We start from the raw sequence: 15,149 nt of genomic DNA on the forward strand, positions 1-15,149 counted from the left end.
TTTAGACCCTGTGGTGATGGCTGGAGATCTGCTGGATAACAGAGGCCGGGGGGAAGCGGGCTGGAACTGGCCGGCCATCCATCCGGAAGGGCGTCGCATCGGCCTCATCGTCCTGGTCGGCGCGCTGTTCTTTCTCCTGGTTCTTGGATGGGAGATGCTTGGCTGGCCGCTTCTGCTTGGGTCTGTTGCCACCTTTGCATTCTTTCGTGATCCCGAACGGGTGGTGCCGCAGGTTGGGGGCACCGTGATCTCGCCTGCTGACGGGCACGTGGTAAGCATCGGCCAGGTAGAAGTGCCTCGGGAACTGGTGGTGGAGGACGGGAGCGGGTCGATGCCGTTGCCCGCGGGGCAGGTCACTCGGATCTCCATTTTCATGAGCCTGTTCGATGTGCACATCAACCGGGCTCCGATCGGCGGCACTGTGCAGCGGGTGGTTTATGTGCCGGGCCAGTTCGTGAGCGCCAACATGGACAAGGCGAGCGACAGCAATGAACGGCAACACATCCTGATCGCCGGCTCCGATGGCACCTTGATCGGCATGACTCAGATCGCCGGACTGGTCGCGCGCCGCATCGTTCCCTTTGTAAAAAGAGGTGATATGATTGCGGCCGGACAGCGGATCGGTCTGATCCGGTTCGGCAGCCGGGTCGACGTTTATCTCCCGCGCGGCACCGGGGCGCTGGTGATCAAGGGCCAGCGGGTAGTTGCCGGCGAAACGGTGCTTGCGCGCACGGGTGAAGCACAGACAATCGAGGGGCGCCGCCAATGATCGACGACAACGAACTTGGCGAACAGCGCCCGACTTCGAACCGTGTGGGTCCGCGGGCAGCAGAGGATGAAAGGCCCACCCGGCAGCAGCGCGGCAGCCGGGGCTTGCAGTTGCGCGCCGTTCTGCCGAACGCAATCACAGCAGCGGCGCTTTGTTCCGGTCTGACGGGCATTCGCTTCGCCATCTCCGCCGACTGGAGTGCGGCGATTTTCGCAGTCATTATAGCGGGCGTGCTGGACGGGATAGACGGGCGCATCGCCCGCCTGCTGAATGCGCAGTCGCGGTTCGGGGCGGAACTGGACAGCTTGGCAGACTCGCTGTCGTTTGGCATGGCGCCGGCTCTGATCATATATCTTTGGTCGTTACAGGACGTGCCGCGTCTCGGCTGGTTTGCCGCGTTAGCGTTCGCCATCTCGTGCGCATTGCGGCTTGCCCGGTTCAACGCCCAGATAGACGTCGACGACCAGCCGCACAAATCCGCCGGTTTCCTGACGGGGGTACCCGCCCCGGTAGGCGCGGGGCTCGCTTTTTTGCCGTTCTACCTTTGGATGGCTACCGGCGAAGCGGTTTTCCGCAACCCTCTGCTCGTTGGGGCATGGCTTGCCGTTATCGCGTTCCTGATGATCTCGAACCTTGCCACGGTGAGCTGGAAGTCCATCCGGCCCCGACGAAATATCCGTCTTGAGGTTATCGCCTTGGGCGGCCTGTTGTTCGCCGCACTCTTGCTTGAGCCTTGGTGGGCCCTCGTGACGATAAGCGTTGCTTATTTAGCTCTGATGCCCCTGGCGATAATCCGTTACGCGAAGGTCAGGCGACAGCGCGCGGTGGCGTGATCTCACTGGTCGGCAGGATCGTGGCACGCGGCCGGAACATGCCTGTGCGGACTAGCGGTGCCGACCGCGTGCGGGAGAATACCGTGTTGTGCACCGTACCGGTCGAAATGCTCGGAGAAACCGTCATACTGGCGCAGTCCACCACCGAGGACTGCCGCAATGTCTTGGCGGCATGGTAGAACTTCACCGCGCCATCGCTAAGCGTAAGTAGTACCACCCCAGCCGTGATGGAGAACAACACGAAAGTCGCCACTGTAATCATCTGGTTGCCCCTGCCATCCACAGCCCTGTGGATATCTTGTGGATGCTCATATACGTGCAAGCACGATCCTGGTTTCTGACGCAGTCTTTTGTTCACCCTTTGTTCTTCACTGTCAATGCGGTTTCGCGGTCGGACGCCCTTTTTCTGCGATAAAAAGAAGCTGGCTTTATAGCGCCAACTCCTTTATGGGCGCTCGGTCTCCCTGCTGAGCAGTGAGGCAAATTCACATGGAAAGCATACATCCCGGTGCCGATGACCCTGATAGCTGGGTCACTGGCTCCGCTTTCCAGAGGCATAACCGGAAAGGAACCAAACTATGGCGGCAACTACCGTCTCCATGCACGACCTCATCGAAGCTGGAGCTCACTTCGGACACCAGACCCACCGCTGGAACCCGCGCATGAAGCCGTATATCTTCGGCGCGCGAAACGGGATCCACATCATCGATCTTTCGCAAACGGTCCCGTTGATGGACCGGGCGCTCGACTTTATCACGCAAACAGTTCGCTCGGGCGGCAAGGTGCTGTTCGTGGGCACCAAGCGTCAGGCGCAGGAACCGATCGCCGAAGCGGCGCGCGCGGCTGGTCAGCATTTTGTGAACCACCGCTGGCTGGGTGGTATGCTGACCAACTGGAAGACCATTTCCCAGTCGATCAAGCGACTGAAGTCCCTTGAAGAGCAACTGTCGGGCGAGACATCGGGCCTCACGAAGAAGGAAGTGCTGCAATTGACCCGAGAACGGGACAAGCTTGAACTGTCCCTTGGCGGCATCCGCGACATGGGTGGCATCCCCGACGTCATGTTCGTGATCGACGCCAACAAGGAAGATCTGGCCATCAAGGAAGCCAACGTGCTCGGAATCCCGGTGGTTGCGATCCTCGACACCAACGTCGATCCCAGTGGCATCGCTTTTCCGGTTCCGGGCAACGATGACGCCAGCCGTGCGGTTCGCCTTTACTGCGAGGCCGTGAGCCAGGCTGCGCGCGCGGGCAAGGGCGGGGCCGCCGTCGATAGCGGCAGTGACGTTGGCGCGATGGCTGAACCTCCGGCAGAGACGGTCGACGCCTGAGCGCTGGGGTCGACTGACCGATTCTGAACGGCCGGGCGGCAGGATGAGCTGCCCGGCCCTTTAACCAATAAACCGAAGGAATGAACATGGCTGCCTATACCGCCGCTGATGTGAAGGCCCTGCGCGAGAAGACCGGCGCGGGCATGATGGATTGCAAGAAAGCGCTCGCCGATACGAACGGCGATGTCGAAGCCGCCGTTGATGCGCTGCGCGCCAAGGGATTGGCTGCCGCCCAGAAGAAGTCGAGCCGGACGGCCGCCGAAGGACTGATCGGAGTCGCGGTGACGGGTACGCGCGGGGTGGCAGTCGAGGTGAACTCCGAAACCGACTTCGTGGCGAAGAACGAACAGTTCCAAGATTTTGTCCGCAAGGTGACGGATGCCGCATTGGCCCAGTCCGGCGACGATATCGAGGGGCTCAAGAACGCCGCCTATCCGGATGGCGGGACCATCGCCGACAAGCTGACCAGCAACGTCGCCACCATCGGCGAAAATCAGCAGCTCCGCCGCATGAAGAGCGTGACTGTGTCGCAAGGCGTTGTCGTCCCGTACATCCACAATGCGGTGGCTCCGAACCTCGGCAAGATCGGTGTGCTCGTCGCGCTGGAAAGTCAGGCTGACCACGCTGCGCTCGAAGCCTTGGGCAAGCAGCTCGCGATGCACATTGCGGCCGCCTTCCCCCAGGCTCTAAACGCGGACGGGCTGGATCCTGAACTGCTGGAGCGCGAGCGCAGGATCGCCGCGGACAAGGCGGCGGAAAGTGGCAAGCCGCAGGACGTGCAGGACAAGATGGTCGATGGCGCAGTGAAAAAGTTCGCCAAGGAGAACGCCCTTCTCAGCCAGCTGTTCGTCATGGACAACAAGACACCCATTTCCGACGTGGTGGCCAAGGCCGGCAAGGACGCTGGGCACGATATCGTGCTTAAGGATTACGTCCGCTTCCAGCTTGGCGAGGGTATCGAAAAGGAAGAAAGCGACTTTGCCGCTGAAGTCGCCGCCACGTTGAAGGGCTGACCGGCGGCCGCAGGTTCGGCCTCCCGCAGCTAAAGTCGAAGCCCCCATGCATCTTGCGTGGGGGCTTCGCTTTATTGACCAAGCCCCTTTGCGCCGCACGACTCCTGCGGCTAAGGGCTTAACGCTCGCCAGAACACCGGAACCGCACATCCCATGACATCGCCCAAGTACCAGCGCATTCTGCTTAAGCTATCCGGCGAGGTACTGATGGGCGGGCAGAACTTCGGCATCGACCCGCTCTACGTCGCCCGCCTGGCAGAAGAGGTGAAGGCGGCCAAGGAAACCGGGCTGGAGATGTGCCTGGTAATCGGCGGCGGAAACATATTCCGCGGCATCTCCGGAGCGGCGAAGGGACTGGATCGCACCACGGGCGATTACATGGGTATGCTGGCCACGGTCATGAACGCGCTGGCCATGCAGAACGCACTGGAGCAGCTTGGCGTGGAAACCCGCGTGCAATCCGCCATACCCATGGCAAGCATTTGCGAGCCATACATCCGGCGGCGGGCGGAACGGCACCTTGAAAAAGGTCGCATCGTCATTTTCGCCGCAGGCACAGGCAACCCGTTCTTCACCACCGATACGGGCGCAGCCCTGCGCGCAGCGGAAATGAATTGCGATGCCTTGCTCAAAGGTACGAGTGTTGACGGCGTGTACGACCGGGACCCCAAGCTGTTTCCCAAGGCCAATCGCTTCGACACGATCAGCTATGGCCGGGTGCTGGCCGACGATCTCAAGGTGATGGATGCGACGGCGGTGGCGCTCTGCCGGGAGAATGCTATTCCGATCGTGGTTTTCTCCATCCGCGAGAGAGGCAATCTGGCTCGTGTGCTGACAGGGCAAGGTGTCCAGACGGTTGTGAATTCGGACGAATAACAGGAAGGGTTGGGTGTATGGCAAAGTTCGACAAGGCTGACATAGAGCGGCGGATGAACGGGGCGGTCGAAAGCCTGAAGAGCGATCTTTCCGGCCTCAGGACCGGCCGCGCGAACACCAGCCTGCTCGATCCCGTTCAGGTGGATGTCTATGGCTCCATGATGCCGTTGAACCAGGTTGCAACCGTGTCCGCGCCCGAAGCCCGGATGCTGAGCGTGCAGGTATGGGACAAGGCAAACGTGACGGCCGTGGAAAAGGGGATCGCGCATGCGAACCTGGGTCTCAACCCGATGATCGACGGGCAGACGCTCCGCCTGCCGCTGCCCGACCTGACGCAGGAGCGGCGCCGCGAACTGGCCAAGCTGGCCGGAAAGTACGCGGAGAACGCGAAAATCGCGATCCGCAACGTCCGCCGCGATGGCATGGAAGCGTTGAAGGAAGATGAGAAGAAAAAGGACGTCTCCGAAGACGAGCGCAAGCGTTTCGAGGATGAAGTGCAGAAGTTGACGGACAAATTCGTGGCCCAGGCAGATGAGGCAGCGGCGGCCAAGGAGAAAGAAATCCTGGCGCAGTAAGTTGGAGCGCCGGGCGAGAAGGGGATGACCACCAGCAACGGACGTGCCCGTCACGTCGCCATCATCATGGACGGTAACGGACGGTGGGCGAAACAGCGCGGGCTGCCGCGCGTTATCGGCCATCGCAAGGGCGTGGAAGCAGTCCGTGAACTGGTCCGCAGCCTCGCCAACCTCGATATCGAGTGCCTTACGCTCTACGCCTTCTCCAGTGAGAACTGGAAGCGTCCGGAGGACGAAATCGATGATCTGATGACGCTGATGCGGCGGTTCATCCGGTCTGACCTGCCCGAGTTCGTCGCAAATGACGTCCGGCTCAAGATCATAGGTGACTGGCGTAGCCTGGCCCCGGATATTGTGGACATGCTGGAAGATGCGCTGGCCCAGACGGCGAAGGGCAGCCGTATTCTGGCGGTCGCGCTGAATTACGGCTCGCAACAGGAAATCGCGCGAGCTGCGGCGGCTGCAGCGACCAAGGGCCCAGTCACAGCGGACAGCATCGCCGCACATCTGGATACCGCGGACCTGCCACCACTCGACCTTCTGATCCGCACCAGCGGCGAGGTCCGGCTGTCGAACTTCCTGCTGTGGCAGGCAGCGTACGCCGAGATGCTGTTTGTCGAAACGCGTTGGCCGGATTTCACTCCGCGCGATCTGATCACGGCGCTGGACAACTTTGCCAAGCGGGAGCGACGTTTTGGCGGCCGTTGAGCAGCGCATTCGCAAGCGGGATCGGATCAAGGCGCGGACCCGGCGCTTCGTTGAGCTGCCGCTAAGGCTGCGCACGTCGGATTTGCCCAAACGAGCCGCATCGGCGGCGGCCATGCTGTTGGTGGCGGGAACGGCCTTGTGGCTGGGCGGCGGATGGCTGGACGCTTTCATCGCGCTGGTTGCTGCCGTGTGCCTGGCGGAACTGATCCGCCTTGTACGACGCGCCACGCCGCATTCCGGGTTCAGAACAGCCGGAGTGATGGGCGGCGCAATCTACATCGCCACTGCCGCGCTGTTTCTGGCGTCCATTGCTCCTGCCTTCTTGCTGGAACTCGCGTTGGGAGTGGTTGCCACCGACACAGGCGCCTACTTCGCAGGGCGTGTGATCGGGGGGCCTAAACTCGCCCCGCGCATCAGCCCGTCCAAGACATGGGCGGGGCTTGTCGGCGGGGCAGTGTTTGCCGCCTTGGCGCTGGGCATAGAGGCGGCAGTCACTGCGGACACGGACGGTTCGGCGCTGCTCGCCGTCGGAGCCGCTGCGGCATTCGGCGTCATCATTGCTGTCGTTGCCCAATCGGGGGATTTGCTGGAAAGCTGGCTCAAGCGAAAGGCGAAGATGAAGGATTCGTCAAATCTCATCCCCGGACATGGGGGCGTTTTCGACCGTGTGGACGGATTTGTTGCCGTAGCGTTCGCCGTGGCGGTCATCGGTGCGCCCGGCCTGCTGGACCTGTGGTGATGCCGCGCTCCATCTCTATCCTCGGCGCGACCGGTTCGATCGGCGCATCCACGCTCGACCTCGTTCGCCGCAACCGGGATGCTTGGCATGTCGGCGCGCTGACGGCGAATGCCAGCGCTGCCGAACTGGCGCGACTTGCGCGGGAGTTCGAGGCCGATGTGGCGGTGGTGGCGGATGAACGGCACCTGCCGGCACTGCGCGAGGCTCTGGCGGGCTCTAGCATCGAGGCCGGTGGCGGGGCGCAGGCGCTAACCGAAGCGGCGTGTCGCCCCGTGGACCTTACTGTTGCTGCAATCGTCGGCTGCGCGGGGCTGCGCCCGACAATGGCGGCCATCAGGCAGGGGCGCACCGTCGCGCTCGCCAACAAGGAAGCGCTTGTGTCTGCCGGGGAAGTCATGCTCGCGGCGGTGCGACGCAACGGCACTACCCTGCTGCCGATGGATTCCGAACATAACGCCATCTTTCAATGTCTTGCGGGCAATGCATTGGAAGATGTCGCAATGATCACGCTGACCGCGAGTGGCGGGCCTCTCCGAGAGTGGGATGCGCAAGCGATCGCCCGCGCCACCGTCGCCGAGGCTGTGGCGCATCCAAACTGGGACATGGGCGCCAAGATCAGTGTCGATTCCGCCACCATGATGAACAAGGGTCTTGAGCTGATCGAGGCGTACCATCTGTTCCCCGTGGGGCTCGAGCGGCTGCGCATCATCGTGCATCCGCAAAGCGTCATCCACTCCATGGTCGAATACCGCGATGGTTCGACGCTTGCGCAGCTCGGCCCATCCGACATGCGGGTGCCGATCGCATCCTGCCTTGCGTGGCCGCGCCGGATGGACGCCCCGTGCGAGCCGCTTGACCTGGCAGGGATCGGCGCCCTAACTTTCTTTCAGCCGGACGAGCAGCGGTTTCCGGCAACGCGGCTGGCGCGGGGTGCGCTTGAGGAGGGCGGGTGCGCGCCGGCGGTGCTGAATGCCGCGAACGAAGTCGCCGTGGCGGCATTTCTGGCCGGTCAGATAACATTCACCCAAATTTGCGATATCGTGGAGGAAACACTCAGCCGCTCCGACCGGTCGCCCCTGCCATGTGATCTGGATGGCGTGCTACTGGTCGACGCGGCGGCACGACGGACGGCCCACGCGATAATGGAACAACGCCAAGCATGATGGAATCAACGCCTGTCTGGATGTGGGTCATCGGCTTCCTCGCAGTGCTTGGACCATTGGTCACGCTGCACGAGCTGGGCCATTACCTTGTAGGGCGATGGTTCGGGGTTCACGCGCTGGCGTTTTCCGTGGGTTTTGGAAAGGAGCTGGCCGGCTGGACCGACCGGCGCGGCACTCGCTGGAAGCTGTCGGCGCTGCCGCTTGGCGGGTATGTGCAGTTCAAGGGCGACATGAACCCGGCGAGCGTGCCCGACCCGTCGGCGAGGGCCGAACCGGGCGCATTCCAAGGTGCGGCGCTGTGGCAGCGGGCGCTGATCGTGTTTGCCGGGCCGTTGATGAACATCATCATCACGCTGGCCATCTTTGCCTCCTTCAACATGGCGTTCGGCAAGGTAGAGGCGAATACCCAAATCGGCGGATTTGCCGAACAATCCGTTGCGCGCGATGCCGGGCTGGAGATTGGCGACCGGATCGTCGCTATCGACGGCTCGGCGACCGACAGCTTCGACGAGGTCGCCAGCCGGGTGCTGATGTATCCCGGGCGTGACGTGACGCTCACCGTGGAGCGTGACGGACGCAGCTTCGCGGTGCCCTTGCGCATCGCGGAAGTGGTCGAAAGCGACCGCTTCGGTAACGAATCGCGCATCGGCCGCATCGGTGTAGCGGCGGGGCAGCCGACGATAGTTCCGGTCGGGCCCGGTGAAGCGGTGTCGCTCGCCGGGGAGCAGACGGTCGCGCTGGTCAGGATGATGGCAACCGGCATCGCTCAGATCGTGACTGGCGAAAGGTCGGTGCAGGAACTGGGTGGGCCTATCAAGATAGCCAAGTTCTCCGGAGAGCAGCTGAGCCTCGGCTGGCTCGCCTTCGCCAGCTTCGCCGCGCTGATCTCAATTAACTTGGCATTCATTAACTTGTTGCCAATTCCAGGGCTCGACGGGGGGCATCTCGCGTTCTACGCGGCCGAAGCGGTGCGCCGGAAGCCGGTTGGGCCGCGCGGAACGGAACTGGCTTATCGCGGCGGGATCGCGCTGGTGCTTCTGCTGATGGTGTTCGTCACGGTCAACGATGTGGCCTCGCTGGTCGTGTTTGGCTGACCCGGCGGCGTGGCCAAGGCGAATTGCGGCGGTTGAAGGCGGCGGCGGAATGAGTAAAGAGCGCGGGCAGATGCGGACAAGCGGCCGTGTGGCGCGCTGAACGCAGGATCGGACGGATTTTCAGGACATGATGAAGCACCACAATGGCGGCGTCGCCGCGAAGTCGCGCAGTTGCCATCACGCCTTGCTGCTGTTGTGCGGAACTGCGTTGGCCGGGCTGCCGGCGATGGCGATGGCGCAGACAGGCGCGGCGCCCGCTGCCCAGCCGCAGCAGGCCGAGCCGGTCGCACAGCCGCCGGCGAACGCGCAGATCATCAACTCCATCACCGTGACCGGTGCCGAACGGCTGGAAGCGCAGACCATCCTCAGCTACATCAGGCTGCGTGTCGGCGAGCCGTACACCGCCGCCGCCGCCGACCAGGCGCTGAAGGATCTGGCTGCGACCGAACTGTTCGCGGACTACTCGATTCGCAACGACAATGGCGCGGTGACCGTCAATGTTGTTGAAAATCCGGTCATCAATCGCATCATCCTGGAAGGCAACAGGCGGCTGAAGGACGACAAGATCCTTCCGGAGATCCGCCTTGCCCCGCGGCAGATCTTCACCCGTTCGCGGGTCCGTGCCGACGTTGCGCGCATTATCGAGCTGTATAAGCGGCAGGGACGGTTCGCCGCATCGGTCGAACCGCAGATGGTTCAGCTCAGCCAGAACCGCGTCGACATCGTCTTCGAGATCGAAGAAGGGCCGAAATCGCGGGTCCGGCAGATCAACATCATCGGCAACGAAGCCTTTTCCGATGGCGAACTGCGTGGCCAGATGGTCACCAAGCAGGCGCGACTGACCAGCTTCCTGTCCTCCAACACCAGCTACGATCCGGACCGGCTGGCGTTCGACCAGCAGAAGCTGCGTCAGTTCTATCTGACTCAAGGTTACGCCGACTTCCGCGTGGTTTCGGCCGTGGCCGAACTGACCCCCGACCGGCGCGACTTCATCATCACCTACGTGGTTGAGGAGGGAGAGCGATACAGGTTCGGCAATGTCGAGGTGAACAGCGAACTGCGCGACTTCGACAGCACCGCGCTAAGCCAGCGGTTGCCGATGAAGACGGGCGATTTCTATAATGCGCAGCTGGTCGAGGATACGGTGGAGCAGCTGACGGATACCGCCGGCGCCTTCGGCTATGCTTTCGCCGACGTGTCCCCCCGGTTCAGACGCGATCCCGAAACTCTGACGATGAATGTCGAGTTCCTCATTCGCGACGCGCCGCGCGTTTATGTCGAACGGATCGACGTCAACGGCAACACACTGACCCAGGACAAGGTCATCCGGCGCGAGTTCCGTCTGGCGGAAGGCGACGCCTTCAATTCTCTGGCGGTTGCCCGGACAACCGCGCGGATCAATTCGCTCGGCTACTTCCAAGAAAACTTTGAGGTTTCCCAGGTCGATGGTAGCGCGCCTGACCGGATCATCCTGGAAGCCAACGTGGAAGAGCAGGCGACGGGACAGCTGCAGCTGTCGGCCGGCTTTTCTTCGATCGAGAACTTCATCCTGGCCGGCTCCATCCAGCAGCGCAACTTCCGCGGTCGCGGGCAGACCGTCGGCCTCAGCGTCAACTGGTCGCGCTTTTCCCGCTCGGCACAGGTGAGCTTTACGGAGCCGTATCTGTTCGACCGGCAGATATCTGCCGGCTTCGACGTCTACTACCGCGATCTGAACAGCTTCAACTTCCTGGACAATCAACGCAACACGACGTTCCAGCAAGCGACCGCCGGGCTCAGCGCGCGGGTGGGTGTGCCCCTGACGGAGTACGCGTCGCTGATTGGCAGTTACACCTTGCGCCGAGACAAGGTTACGCTGGATGAATCGATCTACTTCCTCGACGTCAATGGCGACGGCATACCCACGTGCGAGCCGCTGACTGCATCGCGTTTCCTGTGCGACGCCATCGGCGAGTTCACCAGTTCGATAGTCGGCCTGTCGCTGAATTTCAGCACACTCAACAGCGCACTGCGGCCAACGGCCGGGCGGTCCATGCAGATAACGGCGGATTATGCCGGGCTTGGCGGGTCGGAAGAATACTTCCGCCTGCGCGGTCGTGCGTCCCAGTTCTTCAATCTGGGTTCCGGCTTCATCTTCTCCCTCAGCGGAGAAGGCGGGGTCATCAAGTCGTTCACGGAACGCCCCGGTCTGGGTGTCGATGATGTCCGTCTCACGGACCGCTTCTTTCTGGGTGAAGGGCAGTTCCGCGGCTTTGACATCCGCGGCGTCGGCCCGCGTGTACTGCGTCAGCCTTTTGACGAGACGACCGGGGAATACATCACCGATCGGGACCGGGTGCAGGACGACGCCCTGGGCGGCAATGCCTTCTATCTTGGCCGCGCGGAACTGGAGATTCCGCTTGGGTCCGGCGCTCGCGAACTCGGCCTAAGACCGTCGGTGTTCGTGGACGTGGGTGCGCTGTTCAACGTGGCCGACCCGCCACTGAGCAGTCCCGCACAGGCGGTCCAGGTCTATTCCCAGACGTTTGACGGGCGGACCATCCAGACGACCAGCCCGCAGGCCCCCGATGGCACGCCCAACACTCTCATCCGTGAGATCCCCCCGTTCCGGGAAGTCTTCCTCGGCGACACGGCCAGTCCGCGCGTCGCGGTCGGGGTAGGAGTGAACTGGAACTCGCCATTCGGGCCGTTCAGGATCGATTTTGCCAAGGTCATCAAAAGCGTCGAAGGCGATGATGAAAAAGCCTTCTCATTCAACGTAGGAACACAATTCTGATGAAGCAGATACTCACCTCCGTCGCGGCGTTCGGCCTCGCTGTCACCGGCTCCGCGGTTATTCCCGTAGCGCCCCTGTCGGCTCAGGTAGTGCAGGGCATCGGCGTCGTGAACGTCCGCGCGGTCGCCGCGAATTCGAACGCGTTCACGACCGCGCAGCAGCAGCGGCAGACGACCTACCGCGCGCAGTTCGATGCCGCCGAAGCACGGCGCCAGCAGCTGAACGCGCAGCTTCAGCCGCTTGCGAACGCCTTCGACAACGCCCGCCGCCAGGCCAATCCGAACCAACAGGCGCTGCAACAGCAATACGACCAGATCCAGCAGATCCAGCAGGCAGGGCAGCAGGAAATCCAGAACATCCTGCAACCGGTGGCGCTGTCCGTCGCCTACGTCGAAGAACAGATTGGCGAGCAGCTGAATACCGCTGTCGAAAACGTGGCACGGCGGCGCAACATCACGCTGATCTTCGATGCCACCACCGGCGCGCCCATCTATGCCGACAATGCCTACAACATGAACCAGGATGTGGTGGCGGAACTCAACCGCCTGTTGCCGTCCGCTCAGCTGGTGCCGCCTGCCGGCTGGCAGCCACGCGAGGTTCGTGAGGCACAGGCTGCACAGGCCGCGCAGAACGGAACCGCTCAGCCGGCACAGCCCGCACCCCAGCAGCCGACAGGCCGCTGAGGCGGATAGTGCAGGGGGCAGTGTGATGCGCGACACAGATACCACGTTCAGCTATGACGTGACCAAGGTGCTCGCCGCGCTGCCCCACCGTTATCCCATGCTCCTGGTCGATCGTGTGGCCGAACTGGTTGCCGATGAACGCATCCATGCCGTGAAAGCGGTCAGCTTCAACGAAGGTTTCTTCCAAGGCCACTTTCCCGGCCGACCGATCATGCCCGGCGTTCTTCAGGTGGAAGCGTTGGCGCAAGCGGCGGGTGTTCTGGCGGTGGAGTCCCTCGGCCTCAGCGGATCGGGCAAGCTCGTCTATTTCATGACGATAGAGAATGCGAAGTTCCGCGCCCCGGTCGAGCCGGGCTGCCTTCTCGACCTCAAGGTGTCGTTCGTGCAGAAACGCAGCCGGGTCTGCAAGTTCGCGGGGGAGGCGAGCGTGGAAGGCCGTGTCACCTGCGAAGCGCAGTTCACCGCCATGATCGCGGACGCGGCGTAGCGGACTTGTCAGCGCGCCGGGTCCGGGCTAAGGGCGCGGCTTTCCAGTAACAACGTCATACGCAAGGGCCGGTCGGAACCGGCTGAACGCGCGGAGTTAATGCCATGAAGTCCGAAGGCCATCCCGATTACCACACCATCACCGTCAAGATGACTGACGGCACCGAGTTCCAGACACGATCGACCTGGGGCAAGGAAGGCGACGTGCTGGCCCTCGACATCGATCCTCTCAGCCACCCGGCTTGGACCGGCGGCAAGCAGCAGATCCAGGAAGGTGGCCGCGTGGCGCAGTTCAACAAGCGGTTCTGCGGTCTGTCACTCAAGAAGTGAGACGGCGCGAAGGCGGCGCCCCGGCTTCAGATCCAGCGGTTTCCAGCGGTTCAAGCATGATCGTCTGGAGCCGCTGGGCGGGCGGCCAGTCGTCTGTGCTGAGGTAATCCATTTTTGCCACCGGCGATTGGCCAATACGTGCCATCCTCGCCCCTCGCGAGCAGGGAGCCCAGCGCTCCTTAGGCTTTCAGATCCTCCCTCGCCTTGGCCCAGCATTGGGTGACGGCGGGGGCGTGCTGTTCTGCGGGGCGCCATTGGTAAAGAACGATCAGCCCCGCTTGCATCATCACCGTTGATCCTGCTGAGGAAGTGAGCGGATGGACGGCTTCCCAGCTCGACGTCCGGCGTAATCCACGTCGGCGCGCGCAAGGTGAATAGCCAATCGACCGAGGGCAAGAAAATTACGCGGACGCGGCCGCTAAGCAGTTTATACTTTGCAATTACCTCTGCCTGTGCAACAGGCGTCAAGGTGCGACATAGGGCGCTTGACGCGCTCTGGAATGGGCGTATCAGCCCGGCAAATGCCGGGCAAGGGCATGTGGCGATCGTAGCTCAGTTGGTTAGAGCGCCGGTTTGTGGTACCGGAGGTCGCGGGTTCGAACCCCGTCGATCGCCCCACTTCTTCCCAGCTTTCTTGTTTCCACTGGGAAGGTATCCTGCGCCTCATGACTGCTTTCTGGATCGAGCCTGATTTCGACGATCATGAGCTTGTGCAACTCGTAAGCGACCGGGACAGCGGACTGACGGCTCTCATCGCGCTGCACTCTACCCATCTGGGGCCGGGGGCGGGTGGAACGCGTTTCTGGCATTATGCCGAACCTGCCGACGCTGTACGCGACGTCCTGCGCCTAAGCCGTGGGATGAGCTACAAGAATGCCATGGCCGGGTTGCCGATGGGGGGCGGCAAGGCGGTCATCCTGGCAGACCCCGCCGGCCAGAAGACCCCGCAGATGCTCGCGGCGTTCGGCCGCGCGGTGAACTCGCTGGGCGGCCGCTATGTGACGGCTGAAGATGTCGGAATAACTGAAGCCGACATGGTGGCGATTGCCCGCGAAACCCGCTTCGTTTCCGGCCTGCCCGTCGAAGGGGACGCGGCGGGCGGCGACCCCGGACCATTCACCGCCATGGGGATCTACCACGGCATCAAAGCCGCGGTCCGGCACAAGCTGGGGCGCGACGACATGCAGGGCGTCCACGTCGCGCTGCAGGGAACCGGTAGCGTTGGCGGCGGAGTCGCCCGGCTGCTGGCCCGCGACGGAGCGCGGCTGACCTTGGCTGACATCGACGCCGCGCGGGCCCAGGCTCTGGCGGATGAACTGGACGGGGACGCCGTTCCCGCAGATGCAGTCATGTCCACCGCTTGCGACGTGTTCAGCCCCAATGCGCTCGGCGCCGTGCTGGACGAGGAGGGTATCGCCCGGCTCGATTGCGCCATCGTCGCGGGCGGCGCCAACAACCAGCTCGCCCGGCCCGAACACGGCCCGCTTCTGGCCGAACGCGGCATCCTTTACGCCCCTGACTACGTGATCAATGCAGGCGGCATCATCAGCGTGACGCTGGAATATCTGTGCCGCACCGAAGGCGGCCCGTGCGATATTAACGAGGTGCGCCGTCGCATCGCGCTGATTCCGGAACGGCTGCAGCAGATCTGGGAGGAAAGCGCCGCTTCGGGCCTCTCGCCGGATCAGGTGGCGGATCGCATGGCTCAGCGGTTGATCGGGCGCGGGTAAGGGTTGAAGCGACGGCCCCGCAATGCCAGATAGACTGAACCCA

At 62.8% G+C, this 15,149-nt stretch carries 16 protein-coding genes and 1 tRNA gene; 16 read left to right on the forward strand and 1 reads right to left on the reverse strand.

All coding sequences use genetic code 11. The features are described 5' to 3' along the window. The first annotated feature begins 16 nt into the window (after positions 1 to 16). Both LHJ54_RS07380 and LHJ54_RS07385 read left to right on the forward strand, forming a co-directional pair. On the forward strand, positions 17 to 769 hold the full coding sequence (locus LHJ54_RS07380; RefSeq protein WP_228243249.1) for a phosphatidylserine decarboxylase: 753 nt from the start codon (positions 17 to 19) through the stop codon (positions 767 to 769). Beyond that, on the forward strand, positions 766 to 1,602 hold the full coding sequence (locus LHJ54_RS07385) for a phosphatidylcholine/phosphatidylserine synthase (protein WP_228243250.1): 837 nt from the start codon (positions 766 to 768) through the stop codon (positions 1,600 to 1,602). The genes LHJ54_RS07380 and LHJ54_RS07385 overlap by 4 nt, the downstream gene beginning before the upstream one ends. Here LHJ54_RS07385 and LHJ54_RS07390 read toward each other — a convergent pair. After that, the gene (locus LHJ54_RS07390; RefSeq protein ID WP_228243251.1) at positions 1,577 to 1,864 is read right to left on the reverse strand and encodes a hypothetical protein; all 288 of its coding nucleotides are present in this window, start codon (positions 1,862 to 1,864) and stop codon (positions 1,577 to 1,579) included. The genes LHJ54_RS07385 and LHJ54_RS07390 overlap by 26 nt on opposite strands. A gap of 316 nt (positions 1,865 to 2,180) precedes the next feature. Between LHJ54_RS07390 and rpsB the strand changes: the two genes are divergently transcribed. From rpsB to LHJ54_RS07460, 14 genes are all read left to right on the forward strand, one after another. Beyond that, positions 2,181 to 2,933, forward strand: a complete 753-nt coding sequence (rpsB, locus tag LHJ54_RS07395; protein WP_228243252.1) for a 30S ribosomal protein S2 — start codon at positions 2,181 to 2,183, stop codon at positions 2,931 to 2,933. Between the two features lie 86 nt (positions 2,934 to 3,019). Then, positions 3,020 to 3,946 carry a translation elongation factor Ts gene (tsf, locus tag LHJ54_RS07400; RefSeq protein WP_228243253.1) on the forward strand — a complete coding sequence of 309 codons (927 nt, stop codon included), beginning with the start codon at positions 3,020 to 3,022 and terminating at the stop codon, positions 3,944 to 3,946. A 153-nt stretch (positions 3,947 to 4,099) separates the two neighbouring features. Further along, positions 4,100 to 4,822 (forward strand): UMP kinase, encoded by a 723-nt coding sequence (pyrH, locus tag LHJ54_RS07405; RefSeq protein WP_228243254.1) that lies wholly within the window; start codon positions 4,100 to 4,102, stop codon positions 4,820 to 4,822. Positions 4,823 to 4,839: 17 nt separating this feature from the next. After that, positions 4,840 to 5,397 (forward strand): ribosome recycling factor, encoded by a 558-nt coding sequence (gene frr / locus LHJ54_RS07410; protein WP_228243255.1) that lies wholly within the window; start codon positions 4,840 to 4,842, stop codon positions 5,395 to 5,397. 24 nt (positions 5,398 to 5,421) lie between these two features. Continuing rightward, positions 5,422 to 6,105 carry a polyprenyl diphosphate synthase gene (gene uppS / locus LHJ54_RS07415; RefSeq protein WP_228243256.1) on the forward strand — a complete coding sequence of 228 codons (684 nt, stop codon included), beginning with the start codon at positions 5,422 to 5,424 and terminating at the stop codon, positions 6,103 to 6,105. Next, positions 6,092 to 6,844 (forward strand): phosphatidate cytidylyltransferase, encoded by a 753-nt coding sequence (locus LHJ54_RS07420; protein WP_228243257.1) that lies wholly within the window; start codon positions 6,092 to 6,094, stop codon positions 6,842 to 6,844. Before uppS ends, LHJ54_RS07420 begins: the two co-directional genes overlap by 14 nt. Beyond that, a complete protein-coding gene (gene dxr / locus LHJ54_RS07425) occupies positions 6,844 to 8,007 on the forward strand; it encodes a 1-deoxy-D-xylulose-5-phosphate reductoisomerase (protein WP_228243258.1) in 1,164 nt (387 codons plus the stop codon). The genes LHJ54_RS07420 and dxr overlap by 1 nt, the downstream gene beginning before the upstream one ends. Then, complete coding sequence (rseP, locus tag LHJ54_RS07430) at positions 8,004 to 9,101, forward strand: RIP metalloprotease RseP (RefSeq protein WP_228243259.1); 1,098 nt, start codon at positions 8,004 to 8,006, stop codon at positions 9,099 to 9,101. Before dxr ends, rseP begins: the two co-directional genes overlap by 4 nt. Positions 9,102 to 9,231: 130 nt before the next feature. Beyond that, positions 9,232 to 11,877 (forward strand): outer membrane protein assembly factor BamA, encoded by a 2,646-nt coding sequence (gene bamA / locus LHJ54_RS07435; protein WP_228244331.1) that lies wholly within the window; start codon positions 9,232 to 9,234, stop codon positions 11,875 to 11,877. Next, a complete protein-coding gene (locus tag LHJ54_RS07440) occupies positions 11,877 to 12,560 on the forward strand; it encodes an OmpH family outer membrane protein (protein ID WP_228243260.1) in 684 nt (227 codons plus the stop codon). Before bamA ends, LHJ54_RS07440 begins: the two co-directional genes overlap by 1 nt. A gap of 25 nt (positions 12,561 to 12,585) precedes the next feature. Next, on the forward strand, positions 12,586 to 13,047 hold the full coding sequence (gene fabZ, locus LHJ54_RS07445) for a 3-hydroxyacyl-ACP dehydratase FabZ (protein ID WP_228243261.1): 462 nt from the start codon (positions 12,586 to 12,588) through the stop codon (positions 13,045 to 13,047). 104 nt (positions 13,048 to 13,151) lie between these two features. Continuing rightward, entirely contained in the window at positions 13,152 to 13,376 is a 225-nt protein-coding gene (gene rpmE, locus LHJ54_RS07450; RefSeq protein ID WP_228243262.1) for a 50S ribosomal protein L31, read from the forward strand. Between the two features lie 541 nt (positions 13,377 to 13,917). Next, positions 13,918 to 13,994, forward strand: a tRNA-His gene (locus LHJ54_RS07455). A gap of 47 nt (positions 13,995 to 14,041) precedes the next feature. After that, positions 14,042 to 15,106, forward strand: coding sequence for a Glu/Leu/Phe/Val dehydrogenase (locus LHJ54_RS07460; protein ID WP_228243263.1), 1,065 nt, complete (start codon positions 14,042 to 14,044; stop codon positions 15,104 to 15,106). Positions 15,107 to 15,149 lie beyond the last annotated feature (43 nt).

Origin of the sequence: Porphyrobacter sp. GA68 (assembly GCF_022605525.1) — a bacterium.
Classification (GTDB): domain Bacteria; phylum Pseudomonadota; class Alphaproteobacteria; order Sphingomonadales; family Sphingomonadaceae; genus Qipengyuania_B.

Excerpts from the sequence above, each read along its gene's own strand:
- LHJ54_RS07380 (WP_228243249.1), top strand. The coding sequence starts at position 17 with ATGGCTGGAGATCTGCTGGATAACAGAGGCCGGGGGGAAGCGGGCTGG.
- LHJ54_RS07385 (WP_228243250.1), top strand. The coding sequence starts at position 766 with ATGATCGACGACAACGAACTTGGCGAACAGCGCCCGACTTCGAACCGT.
- LHJ54_RS07390 (WP_228243251.1), bottom strand. The coding sequence starts at position 1,864 with ATGATTACAGTGGCGACTTTCGTGTTGTTCTCCATCACGGCTGGGGTG.
- rpsB (WP_228243252.1), top strand. The coding sequence starts at position 2,181 with ATGGCGGCAACTACCGTCTCCATGCACGACCTCATCGAAGCTGGAGCT.
- tsf (WP_228243253.1), top strand. The coding sequence starts at position 3,020 with ATGGCTGCCTATACCGCCGCTGATGTGAAGGCCCTGCGCGAGAAGACC.
- pyrH (WP_228243254.1), top strand. The coding sequence starts at position 4,100 with ATGACATCGCCCAAGTACCAGCGCATTCTGCTTAAGCTATCCGGCGAG.
- frr (WP_228243255.1), top strand. The coding sequence starts at position 4,840 with ATGGCAAAGTTCGACAAGGCTGACATAGAGCGGCGGATGAACGGGGCG.
- uppS (WP_228243256.1), top strand. The coding sequence starts at position 5,422 with ATGACCACCAGCAACGGACGTGCCCGTCACGTCGCCATCATCATGGAC.
- dxr (WP_228243258.1), top strand. The coding sequence starts at position 6,844 with ATGCCGCGCTCCATCTCTATCCTCGGCGCGACCGGTTCGATCGGCGCA.
- rseP (WP_228243259.1), top strand. The coding sequence starts at position 8,004 with ATGATGGAATCAACGCCTGTCTGGATGTGGGTCATCGGCTTCCTCGCA.
- bamA (WP_228244331.1), top strand. The coding sequence starts at position 9,232 with ATGAAGCACCACAATGGCGGCGTCGCCGCGAAGTCGCGCAGTTGCCAT.
- LHJ54_RS07440 (WP_228243260.1), top strand. The coding sequence starts at position 11,877 with ATGAAGCAGATACTCACCTCCGTCGCGGCGTTCGGCCTCGCTGTCACC.
- fabZ (WP_228243261.1), top strand. The coding sequence starts at position 12,586 with ATGCGCGACACAGATACCACGTTCAGCTATGACGTGACCAAGGTGCTC.
- rpmE (WP_228243262.1), top strand. The coding sequence starts at position 13,152 with ATGAAGTCCGAAGGCCATCCCGATTACCACACCATCACCGTCAAGATG.
- LHJ54_RS07460 (WP_228243263.1), top strand. The coding sequence starts at position 14,042 with ATGACTGCTTTCTGGATCGAGCCTGATTTCGACGATCATGAGCTTGTG.